This is a genomic window from Ruegeria sp. P10, assembly GCF_056534925.1.
The window spans coordinates 1-16,332 of the sequence record NZ_JBQERJ010000009.1; the positions used below are offsets into that span (position 1 = coordinate 1).

Annotated in this window: 20 protein-coding genes and 3 tRNA genes; 3 read left to right on the forward strand and 20 right to left on the reverse strand. The window is 60.3% G+C overall.

Annotation, left to right across the window (positions count from 1 at the left end; all coding sequences use genetic code 11):
- Positions 1-365: 365 nt before the first annotated feature.
- The 17 genes from ACR0FB_RS15195 to ACR0FB_RS15275 form a co-directional block, all read right to left on the reverse strand.
- Entirely contained in the window at positions 366-824 is a 459-nt protein-coding gene (locus ACR0FB_RS15195; RefSeq protein WP_480621129.1) for a DUF6538 domain-containing protein, read from the reverse strand.
- A gap of 61 nt (positions 825-885) precedes the next feature.
- Positions 886-960 (reverse strand) — tRNA-Phe (locus ACR0FB_RS15200).
- A gap of 79 nt (positions 961-1,039) precedes the next feature.
- The gene (locus ACR0FB_RS15205) at positions 1,040-1,222 is read right to left on the reverse strand and encodes a DNA gyrase inhibitor YacG (RefSeq protein WP_171634093.1); all 183 of its coding nucleotides are present in this window, start codon (positions 1,220-1,222) and stop codon (positions 1,040-1,042) included.
- Complete coding sequence (locus tag ACR0FB_RS15210; RefSeq protein WP_480621131.1) at positions 1,219-2,241, reverse strand: ribonuclease E/G; 1,023 nt, start codon at positions 2,239-2,241, stop codon at positions 1,219-1,221. Before ACR0FB_RS15210 ends, ACR0FB_RS15205 begins: the two co-directional genes overlap by 4 nt.
- Positions 2,238-2,816 carry a Maf family protein gene (locus ACR0FB_RS15215; RefSeq protein WP_171634104.1) on the reverse strand — a complete coding sequence of 193 codons (579 nt, stop codon included), beginning with the start codon at positions 2,814-2,816 and terminating at the stop codon, positions 2,238-2,240. Before ACR0FB_RS15215 ends, ACR0FB_RS15210 begins: the two co-directional genes overlap by 4 nt.
- An 11-nt stretch (positions 2,817-2,827) precedes the next feature.
- Complete coding sequence (gene infA / locus ACR0FB_RS15220; protein ID WP_005978431.1) at positions 2,828-3,046, reverse strand: translation initiation factor IF-1; 219 nt, start codon at positions 3,044-3,046, stop codon at positions 2,828-2,830.
- Between the two features lie 91 nt (positions 3,047-3,137).
- Positions 3,138-4,013: a carbon-nitrogen hydrolase family protein gene (locus tag ACR0FB_RS15225; protein ID WP_171634107.1), complete on the reverse strand. Its 876-nt coding sequence runs from the start codon at positions 4,011-4,013 to the stop codon at positions 3,138-3,140.
- 67 nt (positions 4,014-4,080) lie between these two features.
- Positions 4,081-4,350, reverse strand: coding sequence for a DUF4242 domain-containing protein (locus ACR0FB_RS15230; protein ID WP_480621134.1), 270 nt, complete (start codon positions 4,348-4,350; stop codon positions 4,081-4,083).
- A gap of 62 nt (positions 4,351-4,412) precedes the next feature.
- A complete protein-coding gene (locus ACR0FB_RS15235) occupies positions 4,413-5,006 on the reverse strand; it encodes a GNAT family N-acetyltransferase (RefSeq protein WP_171722822.1) in 594 nt (197 codons plus the stop codon).
- Entirely contained in the window at positions 4,999-5,397 is a 399-nt protein-coding gene (locus ACR0FB_RS15240; RefSeq protein ID WP_152458860.1) for a ketosteroid isomerase-related protein, read from the reverse strand. Before ACR0FB_RS15240 ends, ACR0FB_RS15235 begins: the two co-directional genes overlap by 8 nt.
- A 2-nt stretch (positions 5,398-5,399) precedes the next feature.
- Entirely contained in the window at positions 5,400-5,852 is a 453-nt protein-coding gene (locus ACR0FB_RS15245; RefSeq protein WP_171634118.1) for an arsenate reductase/protein-tyrosine-phosphatase family protein, read from the reverse strand.
- A 3-nt stretch (positions 5,853-5,855) separates the two neighbouring features.
- Positions 5,856-6,335 carry a UPF0262 family protein gene (locus tag ACR0FB_RS15250; protein ID WP_171722821.1) on the reverse strand — a complete coding sequence of 160 codons (480 nt, stop codon included), beginning with the start codon at positions 6,333-6,335 and terminating at the stop codon, positions 5,856-5,858.
- A 98-nt stretch (positions 6,336-6,433) separates the two neighbouring features.
- Positions 6,434-7,735 carry a histidinol dehydrogenase gene (hisD, locus tag ACR0FB_RS15255; protein ID WP_480621136.1) on the reverse strand — a complete coding sequence of 434 codons (1,302 nt, stop codon included), beginning with the start codon at positions 7,733-7,735 and terminating at the stop codon, positions 6,434-6,436.
- A gap of 61 nt (positions 7,736-7,796) precedes the next feature.
- The gene (locus ACR0FB_RS15260; protein ID WP_480621138.1) at positions 7,797-8,318 is read right to left on the reverse strand and encodes a GNAT family N-acetyltransferase; all 522 of its coding nucleotides are present in this window, start codon (positions 8,316-8,318) and stop codon (positions 7,797-7,799) included.
- Positions 8,319-8,795 (reverse strand): DUF2948 family protein, encoded by a 477-nt coding sequence (locus ACR0FB_RS15265; protein ID WP_210092685.1) that lies wholly within the window; start codon positions 8,793-8,795, stop codon positions 8,319-8,321.
- On the reverse strand, positions 8,792-10,060 hold the full coding sequence (gene murA / locus ACR0FB_RS15270; protein WP_480621141.1) for a UDP-N-acetylglucosamine 1-carboxyvinyltransferase: 1,269 nt from the start codon (positions 10,058-10,060) through the stop codon (positions 8,792-8,794). Before murA ends, ACR0FB_RS15265 begins: the two co-directional genes overlap by 4 nt.
- A 6-nt stretch (positions 10,061-10,066) precedes the next feature.
- Positions 10,067-10,222 carry a hypothetical protein gene (locus ACR0FB_RS15275; RefSeq protein ID WP_171118532.1) on the reverse strand — a complete coding sequence of 52 codons (156 nt, stop codon included), beginning with the start codon at positions 10,220-10,222 and terminating at the stop codon, positions 10,067-10,069.
- A gap of 83 nt (positions 10,223-10,305) precedes the next feature.
- On the opposite strand from ACR0FB_RS15275, the gene ACR0FB_RS15280 reads away from it, so the two are divergent.
- Positions 10,306-10,380, forward strand: a tRNA-Thr gene (locus tag ACR0FB_RS15280).
- A gap of 385 nt (positions 10,381-10,765) precedes the next feature.
- Here the strand turns inward: ACR0FB_RS15280 and ACR0FB_RS15285 are convergent.
- The 3 genes from ACR0FB_RS15285 to ACR0FB_RS15295 form a co-directional block, all read right to left on the reverse strand.
- Positions 10,766-10,842 (reverse strand) — tRNA-Met (locus ACR0FB_RS15285).
- Positions 10,843-10,914: 72 nt separating this feature from the next.
- On the reverse strand, positions 10,915-11,901 hold the full coding sequence (locus ACR0FB_RS15290) for an alpha/beta fold hydrolase (protein ID WP_480485446.1): 987 nt from the start codon (positions 11,899-11,901) through the stop codon (positions 10,915-10,917).
- A complete protein-coding gene (locus ACR0FB_RS15295) occupies positions 11,902-13,374 on the reverse strand; it encodes a flavin-containing monooxygenase (RefSeq protein WP_480485448.1) in 1,473 nt (490 codons plus the stop codon).
- Between the two features lie 227 nt (positions 13,375-13,601).
- On the opposite strand from ACR0FB_RS15295, the gene ACR0FB_RS15300 reads away from it, so the two are divergent.
- Both ACR0FB_RS15300 and ACR0FB_RS15305 read left to right on the forward strand, forming a co-directional pair.
- Entirely contained in the window at positions 13,602-15,149 is a 1,548-nt protein-coding gene (locus ACR0FB_RS15300; RefSeq protein ID WP_480621143.1) for a trimethylamine methyltransferase family protein, read from the forward strand.
- 72 nt (positions 15,150-15,221) lie between these two features.
- Positions 15,222-16,325: a mandelate racemase/muconate lactonizing enzyme family protein gene (locus tag ACR0FB_RS15305; RefSeq protein WP_480621145.1), complete on the forward strand. Its 1,104-nt coding sequence runs from the start codon at positions 15,222-15,224 to the stop codon at positions 16,323-16,325.
- Positions 16,326-16,332 lie beyond the last annotated feature (7 nt).

Below are 16,332 nucleotides of genomic sequence, written 5' to 3' on the forward strand. Positions count from 1 at the left end.
TAAATGCCCCCGAAACCGCCCCAGTTTCTCGGGCTTCGCTGAAAAGCCCATAGGTTTCATCGGTCGGCAAGGATTCCTACCACCCCAGCCATGATTTTCTCTAGAATCACGCACTGAGAATTTGGCCGCCTATTAGCGCGTGTTTTCAGAGGGTTATCATCCGGCTACTCCAGCTGAGACCCGAGTTTATGCGCAACAATGGTCGATTTCGGGCCGCAGTCTCAGTTCGCCATTCCGGCGGTACGAGTTTGGTGACCTTGGGAGAGTCTGTAGATCTGAGTTCAGCAAACTGCTTGTGCTCACCTGACCAGATCGCCGGGAAGCCCGACCTGATCAGGTAATCCGCGGTCAGACCGTCAGGTTGTTCACCCGTTCACGTCGGCTTTGACATAGACTTCAAGGTGTTTGTCGCCACAGGCATCAATCACGTAGCCGCACGTTCTCTCGGCACCCCGGTGAAACGTCACGGGGCGTCCTTGACCTTTCTGTGTAAGATAAATCTCGACTGCCTCTGACAACAGCACAGAAGCAGCAGAAGTCTCGTTTAGAACAACTGGCGCTACGGCGGAGTTGGCTGCGCCAAGACGCAACATGTACTTTCCACGCAGTTGCGCATCCTTCGACTTCAGATGAAACCGATACTCATCCAGTTGATCAGCTGCTCTTCTTGCTATCGTCGCCGCTACGTTTGCCGAGTGAGTACGCAAAGAAAATGCGATCCGAGAAGACGAGTAGTAGCGGCAAAGCTCCTTAGGGATGCGGCGACTGAAGTAAAAAACACCCTCTTTCACGAAGGTGTACTTGGGTGAAATGGTCTCTGCCATGGCCTACGGCTCCAACCTGCTGTTAAAAGCCGGAGTGAAACCAAGGGCTTACCTGAGGAAGTGGTGCCCGGGGGCGGAATCGAACCACCGACACGAGGATTTTCAATCCACTGCTCTACCCCTGAGCTACCCGGGCACGGGAACGACGTTCGTCGTTGGGTGGGGGCCTTCTATGACTTGCTACCAGCGGTGTCCAGAGGCTTTTTCACATTTTTTCAATGCGGTCGCTTTGGCGTGAAGTCCTGCGTGTCATCCTCGGCTTCAAGGTCATCTTCGCGCTGCGACGGAACCGAGTAGGACCCGTTCAGCCACTTGGCCAAATCAATGTCCGCACACCGCCTGGAACAAAACGGACGAAATTTCTGCTCGGTCTCGCCTCCGCAAATCGGGCAGTTCATTTCAGGATCTCCATTACAGGAACGCGACCACGCTTTCGCTGCAACTCAAAGTGGCCCAGCGGGGTCCAGCCTGCAAGAATCGTCTCGTCCGGGTCTGATCTGAACGCGGCACGCAAAGCGGACTCAAACCCGCGGCGATCCTTCTTTGGCATGGGAGCGAGGTCCAGCGTTATCTGACCAGCCAGCCCACGTACGCGCAAAGCACGGGGCAGCATCTTGGCGCAGGCGAAATTGGCCTTGGTGCCCGCCGCCAGCGAGGTGTCCGCTCCGGTGTTCACATCCACGGCGACCAACGCGCGTGTGGGTTCGATGTAAAGATACCCTCCGCCCGGCAAAGGCTCGGACGCTCCACGCACGGTATCCAGCGCATCCAGAACGCCGTGGGTTTCGAACCCGCCCGCCTGTGTCACGACTTCGGCCGGGTCGGTCCAGTCGCGCCAGGCAAGGATATGGGGGCTGTCACCTTCGCTGAGAAGTTCAGGCTCGGTCCCGTCGTCATTCATCACCTGCTCGGCCTGCGTCAACATGGCCGAGAGGTCTTCCGCGATTTCTTCGGCATCCGCAACAGCGCAGCAGGAGCGCAGGATCAATCCATAGGCGCTGTCACCCATCTGCTCGTGGGCGATTTCAAGCAGTTGATCGCGTGTGTCCTCGTCCTTGATACTGCGCGAAATGTTCAGGCCCGGAGCGTCCGGCGTAACAATCGCATAGCGGCTTTTGAAGAGGATGCGATTGCTCACCGGTATGGCTTTGCCGGGCTCTGCAAAGCCGGTAACCTGTACCAACAACAGGGCACCAGGACCCAAGCCTTTGACTTGTCGCAGGAAAGCAGGGCCATCTGGCGTGGTCAGGAACATGCCGCCCTGCCCCTTGACCGGGCGGTCAGCGCGAGCGCGATAGATCGTACCGGGTGCGGGTGCGTCCGCGGCGATCAAGAAGTCATCCAACTTGCCGTCGACCATCAGCGCAGCCGCTTCGCGGCCTTGGATGTGGTCCAGAACAATGGTGCGACCTTTCATGATGCCTCTCGATACAGTGGATAGCCGATGCCTTGCAGCAAGGCCGCGGTCTCGGACAGGGGCAGGCCAACGATGCCTGTAAACGACCCCGAAATCCATGGAATGAAAGCCCCTGCGGGCCCCTGAATCGCATAGGCGCCTGCCTTGCCGCGCCAGTCTCCGGTCGCCAGATAGGCGTTGATCTCGACATCCGACAGACGTTTGACCTTGACCTGTGAGACGACATCACGCTGCAGCACACGGTCTCCGCGCCGGACCGCAACCGAGGTGATCACGCGGTGACGACGACCAGACAGGGAATGCAGAAACTCCGCTGCCTGCCCCGCATCCTCGGGCTTTCCCAGAATCCGACGCCCCAAGGCCACGGTGGTATCTGCACATAGGGTAACGTCACCTCTATCTGCCTGAACAGCCTGCACTTTTTGGCGCGTGATGCGGTGGCAATACGGAACCGGAAGCTCGCCCTTCAAGGGCGTTTCGTCGATGTCAGGAGGGCAAATGGCATCGGGCCGCACGCCAAGCTGGGCCAGCAGGTCCAGCCGTCTTGGGCTGCCCGATCCGAGAATGAACGCCATTGCGGCAGGCGTTACTTGAAGCGATAGTTGATCCGACCCTTGGTCAGATCATATGGGGTCATCTCGACCTGAACCTTGTCGCCGGCCAGAACACGGATGCGGTTCTTGCGCATCTTGCCTGCCGTATGTGCGATGATCTCATGGCCGTTTTCCAGCTCGACCCGAAACGTCGCATTAGGCAGGAGTTCCTTCACGACACCGGGAAATTCGAGCGTATCTTCCTTGGCCATGTTGTCTCCATCATTACGTTGCACCCGCAGAATCTGCGGGGGTGTGCGCTTAAATGAGCCTATTTCGGCCTTATTTCAAGGGCGGAATCACCTAAAGAGCGGATATTGTGACCGATTCGACTCGGGCGGCCTGTTCCTCCCAATGGGTTCGGTTCAGCACGTGACCGTCCGCGCGGACCTCGGCGATGGCTGACAGGTCGACATCCGCATAGGTCCAGCCCGGCTGATTCAAAGTGCCTTCGGCCAGCACACCGGTGGCCGGGAACCCCTTGTCGGGCGGGCCAAAGACGCCTCCGGTCCCGGTGTTCATATCCACCGCCTCGGACCACTGGTTGTTCCCGACCAGCGAGGCCATGACCGTAACGCATTGATTTTCCAAAGCTCTTGACATTGCGCCAATCCGCACGCGCCAGTAACCCGAAAGCGCTTCGGTACAGGATGGCGCAAGGATCAGGTCTGCCTCGCTCAGCGCGCGGCCCAGCAACGGAAACTCGCTGTCATAACAGATCAACACACCGATCTTGCCCAGTGCGGTGTCGAACAGCTTGAGCGGACCCCCCGGGGCGATGTCCCAATCCTCGCGTTCGAACCGGGTCATGATCTGTTTGTCCTGATGGTCGAAACTGCCATCCGGCGCGTAGAAGGCGGCACGGTTCACCGGACGCCCGGGGCCATCAACAACCGGCGCCGACGCACCCAGAATGTAGGTTTTGTACGTCTTGGCGAGGCGGGTGTGCAGGTTTTGTACATCCTCCATCCGGTCGGACACGGCCCGGATCGACCGCTCCAAATCGCCGGCAATCTCGGCCCCTTCGAGGGTCGACAGCTCCATCGCGCCATATTCGGGAAAGACCAGCAATTCGGCCCCCTGCCCTGCGGCCTGGGACACCCACCCCTCAAGCTTGTCTTCGTATTGCGCCCAGCTATTCAGCCAGTCGAGGTTGTAGGCGGCAGTTGCGACTTTCATGGCAGCGTCCCCGTTCGGTCAAATTCGCGTGACCTTAGTCGCGGACGCAGACCGGAGTACAGCCCATTTACCCTGCGGTCGTCGGATCGATGATCGTGGTCACTTCGGTGACCGTGCTGGCCGGGAACCCGCTGAGTTCCGCATGCTTGTGGATCGCGTCCTCGCTCTCGGCCAGATAGATGCAAAAGGTCTTGTCACCAGCAACATAGGAATGCTCCCACTGCACGCCGGGTATTTGCGCCAGCGCTTCGTTCGACTTCGCAGACGCGCCGCACAGTTCGTCACCGGACATGGAACCGACACCCGGAAGATCGCGTTCGATAACATAGCGTTTCATGGCAATTCCCCCACAGAAAACCCAACACTACCATGATTCGGGAATTTTTTTGCGTTTGGCGTTCAGAGATCCCGGATCCAGAACTGAAGGGGTTTCTTCGATTCGCCTTCTTCGCCAATATCTTTCCACGAAAACTGTGCGATCGCACCGGGCAAAGGCGTGTATCCCCGCGCGCGCCAAAAGGCATCCAGCGGGCGGTAATTGTCGGGCCGCATCGGATGATCTGCCGGGCGTTGCACGCCGCAGAATGCGCATTTGGTGAAACCCAGCGCGCGGGCGTGGGCTTCGCGTTCGTCAAAGAACCTGTGGCCGACACCCTGCCCACGATAGTCGGGCAACAGCACCGATTCGGCGCAATAGAAGATGTCATGCAGGTCAAGCCCGGAGCCCTCGAAGGCCGCCGCGAAATCGTCAGCGTGGTCAGTCAGCGGTGCGCCGGTCGAGGCGCCGATCAGGCGGTCGCCGTCGAAGGCGCCAATCACGATGGCCTTGTCGCTGTCGCGGTAGGATTGCAGGTATTTGCGTTCGTATTCCAGATCGCCGTCATAGAGGTAGGGCCAGGCGTGAAACACTCTGATCCGCAGGCGGGCGACATCGTCCAGAGCGGCCCCGAGTGCCGCTCCGGTCAGGGGGCGGACGTCGGTGACCTCAGCCATTCGAAACCTGTTTGGTCCAGTCTGCCAGGTTGTAGAAAGTGGTGACGCGGGTGATCTTGCCATCCTTCAGGTCGAAGAACGAACCGGCAGGCAGGCGGTACGTCTGGCCATGCGCATCCGGAAGGCCATCATCGGTTTCCAAGTAGGTGCCGTTGACGATGAATTCGGCTGCGGCGCGGGTGCCGCCTTCGGCTTCGAACACGACGATGTCGGTCAGGTTTTCTTTGTAGCAGCGGTTCATATGCGCGCAGAACGCGGCGAACTTGTCCTTGCCAATGCGGATCTGGCCTTCGTTCACGTGATGGGCCACGTCATCGGACAGGCAGGCCAGCATGGCATCCACGTCACCGGCATTGAAGGCTTCGAAATAGGTTTTGACGGTCTGGTTCATGGTCACTCCGTAGGTTCGCCCCAGCGGTCTTTCAGATGTTTGATGATCTGATCGCGGGTCTGTCGGTAGTGATGTAGCTTTTCTTCGCGGGTCTCGCCCAACCCGGTAGGGTCCATTATTGGCCAATAATCGACATCGAGGTGAAAAACCCGGGTCAGTTCCAGCGCCTGCCGCTGACTGGCGGGTGAAAGCGCCACCACCAGATCAAACGAGCTGAGGTCATCACCCCATTCCTGCATCTCGTCAAAGGAGCGCGAGCGGTGGCGGGACAGTTCTACGCCGACCTCGTGGCAGACGGCGATGCTGAAGCCGTCAATTTCCAGATCGTTATGCACGCCGGCGGACTGAACATAGGTGCCGGTGCCATAGAATTTCTTCATCAGCCCCTCGGCCATCGGGGACCGAACCGCGTTGTGGTCGCAACAGAACAAGACCGACTGCGGCAGAGGCTTCACGCGTCAGCCCCCAAAATGCAGAACGCAGATCAGCGTGAACAGGCGACGGGCGGTGTCGGTGTCGACATCTGCCTTGCCTTCCAGCCGTTCCTGCAACACGCGGCTGCCTTCGTTGTGGATACCCCGGCGGGCCATGTCGATGGTTTCGATCTGGCTGGGCGGCAGTGATTTCACCGCATCGAAATAGCTTTCGCAGATCTGGAAGTAATCCTTGACCACCTGCCGGAAGGGACCGAGCGACAGGTGAAACTCGGCCGCTTTTTCGTTGGCCTCGGTTTCAATGTCGAAGACAAGCCGTTTGTCGCGGATCGAAAGCTGAAGGCGATAGGGGCCTTCGGGCACAACGCGGTCGTCGCGTTTGGGCAGCGAGAAGCTGTTTTCTTCCAGCAGATCATAGATGGCAACCTTGCGTTCCTGCTCGATCTCGGGCGTGGGCGGCGGCAGATTTCTATCATCCAGTTCGATATGCGAGATGCGGGTCATCTTTACAGTCACATTCCTTGCGTCAGCACAGACCTATAGCAATGATATTCAACGGGCAACGCACAGAAACGCCATATGCGCCAGGTCTTTGCGTCATTTCAGCCATTCAGGCGGTTCAGGCGCGCGGTGACCGAGAGGCCATGCGCCTCGAGGCTTTCCGAGCACGCCAACTGTTCGGCGGCAGGACCAATGGCGCGCAGGGCTTCGGGGGTCATCTGGCTGAGCGTGGTGCGTTTGAGGAAATCCAGCACGCTGAGGCCTGACGAAAACCGTGCCGAACGCGCGGTGGGCAACACGTGGTTGGGACCGCCCACATAATCACCGATGGCTTCAGGTGTGTACTGGCCCAGAAAGATGGCCCCGGCGTGGATGGTTTTTTCGCTCAGCGCCACCGGGTTTGCGACGCAAAGCTCCAGATGTTCCGGGGCGATACGGTTCGATAGGATTGCAGCCTGATCCAGATCACGGACGGAGATTATGGCGCCGAAGTCGCGCCAGCTGGCCCCGGCGATGGCGCGGCGTTGCAGGGTTTCGAGGCGTTTTTCGACCGCCTTAGCGACGCTTTGGCCAAAAGCGGCATCATCCGTGATCAGGATCGACTGCGCGCTTTCATCGTGTTCGGCCTGGCTGAGCAGGTCCAGCGCGATCCAGTCGGGATCGTTGTTCTTGTCGGCGATAACCAGAATCTCGGAAGGGCCCGCAATCATGTCGATGCCGACCTTGCCAAAGACACGGCGTTTGGCCGCCGCAACAAAGGCGTTGCCCGGGCCCGTGATCTTGTCGACCGGCGCGATGGTGTCGGTGCCATAGGCGAGCGCCGCCACGGCCTGCGCGCCGCCGATGCGATAGACCTCGTCCACACCCGACAGCTGCGCTGCCAGCAGCACCAGCGGGTTCACCTGCCCGTCCGGGGTGGGCACCACGATGGCCAGCCGGTCCACGCCCGCCACTTTGGCCGGGATGGCATTCATCAGCACCGATGACGGGTAAGAAGCCAGCCCGCCCGGCACATAGAGACCTGCGGCAGAAACCGCCGACCAGCGCCAGCCCAGCGTGGCCCCGGCCTCATCCGTCCAGCTGTGATCGCTGGGCATCTGCTTTTCGTGATAGGCCCGGATGCGGGCGGCGGCCAGTTCCAGCGCCGCGCGATCCTCGGCCGAGACCTGCGTCACCGCGTCCGCGATTTCCTGAGCGCTGAAGGCCAGCGTTTCGGGCGTCAGCTCCAGCCGATCGAATTTCGTGGTCAGTTCGATGACCGCCGCGTCACCCCGGTTGCGGACATCGTCGATGATCTGCGCCACAACCGCGTCCACATCCGGGCTGTCCTCGCGCTTGGCGGACAGCAGGGCCTGAAAGGTGGTTTCGAAATCGGGTGATGTGGCGTCAAGGAAAACGGGCATGATCTGGCACTCCGGGCGTTGCGCCACGGGACATATCGCCCACGGGGCGCGGCCTCAACCCTCAGCCCTGGGGGTGCAGCGATTTGCGCATGGCAAAGCAGGTCAGGTCCCGACTGTCACTGCATTGACCGGTGACCTTCCAGCCGTGGCGCAAATAGAATTCCCGGGCGGTTTTCGTGCCGTCCAGATGCACCTCGGTACAGCCGCACGCAGCCAGTTGCCGTTCCAGCCGGTAGAGCAACGCGGCCCCCACCCCGCTGCCGACGTGATCCGGGTCAACATAGAGCAAGGTGATCTTGCCGGTTTCGAACAACCCACCGACCGCGGCCACCCGCCCTTCACGCTCGGCCAGCCAGATCTGTGATCCCGGCTTGAACCAGCCCCGGATGGTCGCCGGGTCTTTGTTCGCGGTCCATTGTTCCAGATGGTCGAGATCGTTGTTGTGATCGGCCACACAAAGCTGCGTGATCGACCGTATCAGCACGCGACTGATGTCGAACACATCGAACACGGTCGCGGGACGCAGGGCAATACCCTCGGGCACATTTGAAAACGCCTGAGAAATGCCGCGCTTGTTCTGCATCTATTCGGGGTGCTGCGGCGCCCGGCCGGATGGGGCCCGATATGGGCGCGTGACGTCCTTGAGCGTGGCATCCAACGCCTCGACCTTCAGGCGGATCGCGCCGTCACCCGCCAGGGTCAGCAAGACCTGGCCCGCGCCATCCTCACCGGGTTCGAATTCGACGGACAGCAGCGACATGACCATGTCTTTCTCGCTGCGATCAATGCCCTGACTGGCCACGGACAGAACGGAATCGAAGACCAGCACCGACTGCACCCGTTCAAACGGGCGGTCACGGCGGGCGGCGGCATCTTTGTCTTCCCAGCGAAAACGGTTCAGCAACAGGCCAAAGCGGCGGTGCGACGGTTGCCATTTCATCTCGGTCACGGGAAAAACCGCATCCTGCACCAGGGTCGAGATCACCTTCAGGTCATCTGCATCCTCAGCCCCCAGATTCAGCGGGGCTTCGCGCCCGTCTTCAAAACTTGCGTCCGTCATTCGCCCTTGATCCGTTCGATTTTTGCGCCCACGCCTTCCAGCTTGCGCACCACATGTTCATATCCGCGGTCCAAATGATAGACCCGGCTTACCGTCGTCTCACCTTCTGCCGCTAATCCGGCGAGGATCAGCGACACCGAAGCCCGCAGATCCGTCGCCATCACCGGGGCGCCTTTCAGGGTTTCGACACCCGTGACGGTGGCGGTGCCGCCGTGCACCTCGATATTCGCGCCCATGCGCACAAGTTCCGGGGCATGCATGAAGCGGTTTTCGAAAATGCGTTCTTCGAGAACCGAGGTGCCCTCAGCCGTGCACATCAGCGCCATCATCTGCGCTTGAAGGTCGGTCGGGAAGCCCGGGAAGGGTTCGGTCACCACATCCACAGCCTGCACACGGCCGTTCTTGCGCGCCACTTTCAAGCCGTTTTGGGTTTCGGTGACACTGACCCCTGCCGCGTCGAGCTTGGCCGCAAAGGATTCAACCAGCGCCATGCGCCCGCCCAGCAGTTCGACCTCGCCACCGCAAATCGCCGGGGCCAGCATATAGGTGCCCAGTTCGATCCGGTCGGTGACAACCTGATGGGTGGCACCGTGCAGCCGGTCGACGCCCTGAATTTCGATGGTCGAGCTGCCCTCGCCCGAAATCTGCGCACCCATCTTGCACAGGCATTCGACCAGATCGACGATCTCGGGCTCGCGCGCGGCGTTCTTGAGCACCGTGGTGCCCTTGGCCAGCGTCGCCGCCATGACGATGTTTTCGGTGGCCCCGACCGAGGCAAAGCGCATCTCGTGCACCGCGCCTTTCAGCCCTCCCGGAGCCCTGGCGTGCAGATACCCGTCTTTCAGCTCGATCTCGGCGCCCAGCGCCTCGAGCCCTTCCACATGCAAGTCCATCGGACGGGCACCAATCGCGCAGCCACCTGGCAGAGAAACAACCGCCTGCCCGAACCGCGCCAGCAAGGGGCCCAGCACCAGATTCGAGGCACGCATCTTGCGCACAATGTCATAATCCGCCGTTTGGCTGGTCAGGCTATGGCTCGACATCGCGATCACCTGACCATCTTGCAGCGACGACACCTCGGCCCCCAGTGATTGCAGCAGAGCGGTCATGGTCTTGATGTCGCTGAGGCGTGGTGCGTTCGTCAGCGTCAGCGGTTCTTCGCTCAGCAAGGTTGCAGGCATCAGCGTCAGACACGCGTTTTTGGCCCCCGCAATCGGTATCTGACCATTCAGCGGGCCGTTGCCCGTCACCAGAATCGAATCCATCTGCTCTTATCCCTTGTCCTTGTCAGCCTTGTCCCCAGAGGTCGCCCGCGCCTTGGCCTGCGCTTTGCGCCGGGCCATATTGGCCTTCAGCGCCGCTTTCAGCCGCTCTTCGCGCGCATCCCCGGATTTGCCTTGTTTTTTGGGTGAATTTTTATTCGTCATGATCTTTCTCTACAGGAGGCGAAAAAAACCGTCCAGACACCCTTGCGCCGCGTTTCGTTTGAGTCTAATCACCCGCCCACAGCGCTGCTGTAGCTCAGAGGTAGAGCACTCCCTTGGTAAGGGAGAGGTCGAGAGTTCAATTCTCTCCAGCAGCACCATGATTTCCGATTTAGTCGATGTTGTAGATATGCTCGGACTCTCGGGACACTTCCTGTAAATTCCCTGATGTGGGGCGGCGGAGGTTTTCTTGACGAACGAAGAACACGACATCGCCGAAAGCTGCACGGTCGAAATCAACTGGCAGGACGGGGATATCGCCGTGATCGACAACACACACTGGTAAAGCACGGCCGCCGGGCGATCAAGGACGCAGCCCCCCGGCTGTTTAACGGCATGGGGCGGATCTGACGCACAAGGCACGCCAGAACAAGCTGGCAGCATCTGCACAAAGACGGGTGTTGCCGGCTGGATACGTAGATACACAAGCGAAGGAGGATCCCCGGCGTTGCGGCCTCAAACCATTCAACAAAATGGGAAGGGTTTTGGTAGCGGAGGAGGGACTTGAACCCCCGACACGCGGATTATGATTCCGCTGCTCTAACCAACTGAGCTACTCCGCCGTGAGTGAGAGGCGATGTAAGCGAGGGGCCCGGGAGGGTCAAGAGGGAAATCAACCAACCTCAAGATTTCTTTCACGCCTGCTCTGATGGCCTGTCCTGCAAGGATGTTCGAGGGGATGTGGTCGCGTCGGTCATCCTGCGGATGAAGACGGCACATATTTCGGGCTCTGTGATCGGAATCATGTGGCCGAACCCGTCCAGCTCTTCGTAACTCAGCCCGAACTCGGTCATTGTCGGCCCGTGCAGCGGCGGTGACAGTATCGCGTCCTGACGGCCATACAAGATGCCCCCGGGGACAGTCAGTTTCGGATAGCGCGCGACCTGCGCATTGATACTTGCATCGACCCCGGCAACGTCCTGAGAGGCCGTGACAAAGGCGGAAGGCCGCAGGCCAAGCGCGCCGCCTGCCCGGTCCAAAAAGTCGTCCGGCGGGGTTTCCGGGTCAAACGCTGCGCTCAGCGTGTGCGGCGCGGTTCTGGACGCAAGGGGAACGGCAAGCGTGTTGCCGATCAGGCTGCGCATCCATTCGGAGCGGATCTCAAGCGGTTTGAAGATCGCCGGGGTTTCGGGCAGTTTGTGCGTCAGCGGCGCCAGCAGCGCCAGACCGGCGACCCGGGCCGGATGGTCCAGTGCCATCGCTAGTGAAACCGCGCCCCCCAGTGAATGGCCGACCAGAACGGCGCGGTCCACGCCTTTTTTGTCCAGAAACTCGGCAATCATGCCTGCCTGGTGGGGCAATTGCGCCAGCTCGGCCGTATCGCGCGTTGAATACCCGCATCCCGGTCGGTCCAGCGCGATAACGTGGTAGTCGTCGGCCAGAAGATCCACCAGCGCATAGGTAAAGTGCTGCAACTGCCCGGCCAGACCGTGAATCATGACGATGGTCTGCGCCTCGGGATTTCCCTTTTCCACATAGTGGATGCTGCCGCCGCGAACGGGTGTGATCTGACCCAGCTGCGGCACGGTTTCACGACCCCGGCGGGTAATCTTCCGGGTCCACAGGTTCAAGACAAACAGAACCGCAACAAGGACGGCGATTGCGATCAGAACGGTTGTCATTCAACTTTCTCCATTGCCAGGGGCGGCGGGTCCGTATTGCTCCAACCCTGATTGTGCCATGCGTTTCTGAAACTCGGCAACGGTGCCGGGCCACAAGGTCGTGTTTCGGCCTTCCGCATCCATGTACCAGGATGTACAGCCGCCGGCCTGCCAGACGCCGTCCGCGTGGCGGCTGTGCATTTCCCGCGTGAACGCCGCCTGTTTTGCGGCGTCTGGAGTGATTGCGGACAATCCTTCGCGCTGCATCTCGCTCAGGACCCGGCCGATATGGCCAACCTGGGCCTCGATCATCAGCACGACCGAGTTGTGCCCCAACCCGGTATGCGGCCCCAGAAGCAGGAAGAAATTGGGAAAACCCGAAACTGCGGTACCCAGATGCGCGCACATGCCATCCGACCAGGCAGAGCGCAGCGTCAGCCCGTCCGTACCGGTAATGTCCAGACGCTCGACCACGTCGGTTACGTGAAACCCGGTGCCCCAGATCAAGACATCCGCCTTGGTCCGGGTGCCATCCGCCGCGATGACCGTGTCACCTTCGATTCGAGCGACGCCCTTCGGAACAACGCTGACATTGTCGCGGGCCAGGGTCGGGTACCAATCGTTCGAACTCAGGATACGTTTGCAGCCGATCCGATAGTCGGGGGTCAGAGTCCGCCGTTCGACCGGATCGGTGATGGCGCGCTCCAATGCCTTTTGCCACATCTTCAAAGCAAAATTCACCGCGCGTTCCTCACCACGAAACACGCGGTGGCGAAATTCGAAGATCATGAATATCAGCTTGCGCCGAATGCGGGGCAAAATGGGAAGCCAAGCGTAAAGGCTGCGCACCCAGGGCGCAATCGGACCGTCCGGGCGCGGCATCACGTAAGGCGCACTGCGTTGAAAGATCGCGACGTGGCCTGCAATCTTGGCGATCTCGGGTACAAACTGAACGGCGGATGCGCCGGTTCCAACGACCGCCACGCGCTTGCCGGTCAGATCGACTTCGTGATTCCATTCGGCCGAGTGGAAACTGGGCCCCGAAAAACCGTCGGCGCCGGGGATATCCGGGATGCTGGGATAATGAAGTGCGCCAATGGCCGAGACCAGAAACCGCGCCGACCATTGCTGGCCATCCATCGTTTCAACTTGCCATCGCGTTCCATCCCAGCTGGCCGATTTCAGCTCCTGCCGGAAATGGCACAGGTCATACAACCCTTCCTGACGCGCGACATTTTGCAGATAAGCCTGAATTTCCGCGCCACCGGCATAGGCGCGGCTCCAATGCGGGTTGAGATGGGTCGCCATGGAATACAGATGCGACGGCACATCACAGGCGACACCGGGATAGGTATTTTCGCGCCATGTCCCCCCGATATCATCGGCCTTTTCCAAAATCGCGATATCCTTGATACCGCGCTTGCGCGCCTCAAGCGCCATCGTCAGCCCGGCAAACCCGGCGCCGACGATCAGCATCTCTGTTTTGTGGTGCATGAGTGAGTGCCTTCTGAAACAACCCTGCGTTTATCTGTTGCAGATATATGCACTTGCCTGGCTGTGAAGTAGGTCACACAGGTAACAATGACCCGGCGTCTTTTTCGTTACGCAGGGACAAAATTATTTGGAATGACCCGTGTCGCTTATTGCAAGCACATATCGCAATCAGAGAGGTGGTTGCGCCGCGAATCCGTCAGTTTGTTTCAAAATTGGAGGATTGCCCCTTGACCACTCGCACTGTCACGCGTTCCGGCGGACGTTCTGCCCGCCGAGCCCAACGCACCGCTCCAAATTTCGACATGCTGCCGGGCCTGACCCGAGGCATCCCGCTGTGCGAAGTCATGGACGCAACCCAGGTTGAGCGCATCGACAATGCGGCGATGGACATTCTGGAAAATGTCGGCGTTCAGTTCCGCGACCCCATCGCGCTGGAAGACTGGAAAAAAGCCGGGGCCAAGGTTGACGGCGAACTGGTCTATCTGGACCGAAATATGGTGCGCGAGCTGATCTCGACCATTCCGGCGCAGTTCACCTATCACGCGCGCGATCCGCAAAAGAACCTTGCACTGGGTGGCAAGCACGCGATCTTCGTGCCAATGACCGGGGCCCCTTTCCTGCGCGATCTGGATGACGTGCGCCGGAACCCGACGCTGGATGATCTGGCGATGTTCCACAAGCTGTCGCACATGATGCCGGCGCTGCACAGCTCGGCCCATCACATTGTCGAGCCCTACGACCACCCGATCAGCCAGCGGCACCTGCGCATCACCTACTCGTCGATGAAGTACTCGGACAAGACCTTCATGGGCATGACCACCTCGCCCAGGAATGCCGAGGATGTGATGGATATGTGCGATATCCTGTTCGGCGAAGGGTTCATTGACGATCATCCGGTCACCACCGGAAACTGCAACGGCAACAGCCCACTGGTGTGGGACGAAACCATGCTGGGTGCGATGCGGGCCTTCTGCCGCCGCAATCAGCCGGTTCTGTGCTCGCCCTTTGTTCTGGGTGGCGCGAACACACCGGCATCGGTGCCCGCGACCGTGGCGCAGCTGACCGCCGAGGCGCTTTCGGCGCTGGCCTATACGCAGGTGATCCGCAAGGGCTGCCCGGCGATCTGGGGGCATTACCTGTCGACCGTTTCGATGAAATCCGGCGCGCCGATGGCCGGCACGCCCGAAATCAGCCTGATGAACTTCATGATCGGCCAGATGGCGCGCTTCTACGACGTACCGTGGCGCACTTCGAACACTCTGGGTGGGGCCAAGACCTTTGATGCACAGGCCGGGTACGAATCCGCCACGACGCTCAGCGCGGTCATTCATGCCGGGGCCAATTACATCTGGCATTCGGCAGGCTGGAACGAGGCGGGCATGCACTGTTCGGTCGCCAAGTTTATCGTCGACGCCGAACAATGCGCGATGGCTTACCGGATGGCGGAAGGCCCAAAGTGGCACGATTTCGATCAGGCCCTGGCAGCGGTTCCCGATGTGGGGCCCGGCGGGCATTATCTGGGTCATCCGCACACGCAGGACAACTTTCAGACCGCGTTCTTCATGCCGGAACTGTTCGACAACAACTCGATCGAGCAATGGGTGGCCGAGGGGGAGGTGGAAATCACCGAACGCGCCCTGAAACATGCGCGGAAACTATTGGCCGAATATGAAGAACCAAAGCTGGACGAGGCCAAGAACGAGGCCCTTCTGGACTATATCGCCCGCCGCGAAAGGGAAATCCCGGCGGCGGACGAGTTGAACCAAACATACTGATCCACACTCCCCGTACTTGCCCACCCGTCATCCGGGTGGGCCCTTTTTTCCACTCAAGACACGTAAACCAAGATGAAGATCGCCGAACTGCATATCTACAGCCACGACCTGCCGGTCAAAAACGGGCCCTATACCATGGCCAACGCTCAGGTCTGGGCGCTAGATACCACGCTGGTCAAAATCGTGTCGGACAACGGTCTGACCGGCTGGGGCGAGACCTGCCCGGTTGGCCCGACCTATGCCGAGGCGCACGCCGCCGGGGCGCGCGCCGCGCTGGCTGAAATGGCGCCCGGGTTGATCGGGGTTGAGGCGCTGCCCCTGCCCCTTCACCGCCGGATGGACGGGCTGCTGAACGGGCATAATTATGCCAAGGCGGCCATCGACATCGCCTCGCATGACCTGCTGGGCAAACATTTAGGTGTTCCAGTCTGCGATCTGCTGGGCGGAAAGATGACGGACAAGGTGCCATCCTATTATGCCACGGGCGTCGGTGCACCCGACGACATCGCGAAACTGGCTGCCGAGAAAATGGCCGAAGGCTACCCGCGTCTGCAAATCAAGGTCGGAGGCCGCCCGGTCGAGATGGACATCGAAACCATCCGAAAGGTTTGGGACGTGGTCAAGGGATCGGGTATGCGTCTGGCCGTCGACGGCAACCGGGGCTGGACCACACGAGACGCCCTGCGGGTCAGTCGCGAATGCCCCGAAATCCCCTTCATCATGGAACAGCCCTGCAACACAATCGAAGATCTCAGGAAGATCCGGCCTCAGGTCACGCATGGTATCTATATGGATGAAAACAGCACCAGCCTGAACACCGTGGTCTCGGCGGCAGGCACCGGTCTGGTCGACGGGTTCGGCATGAAGGTCACCCGCATCGGCGGCTTGCACCCGATGCGCGCCTTCCGTGATATCTGCGAGGCGCGCAACCTGCCCCATACCTGCGATGACAGCTGGGGCGGGGACATCATCGCCGCTGCATGCACCCATATCGGTGCAACCGTTCGGCCCGACCTGCTGGAAGGCGTCTGGCTGGCTGCGCCATATATCGAAGGCAACTACGATCCCGAAAACGGCATCCGGGTCGACGCCGGGCATATCGCGCTGCCAACCGGGCCGGGGCTGGGCGTGGTTCCTGATGAAAGCCTGCTCGGCGCACCTGTCGCATCATTCTAAGAAATGG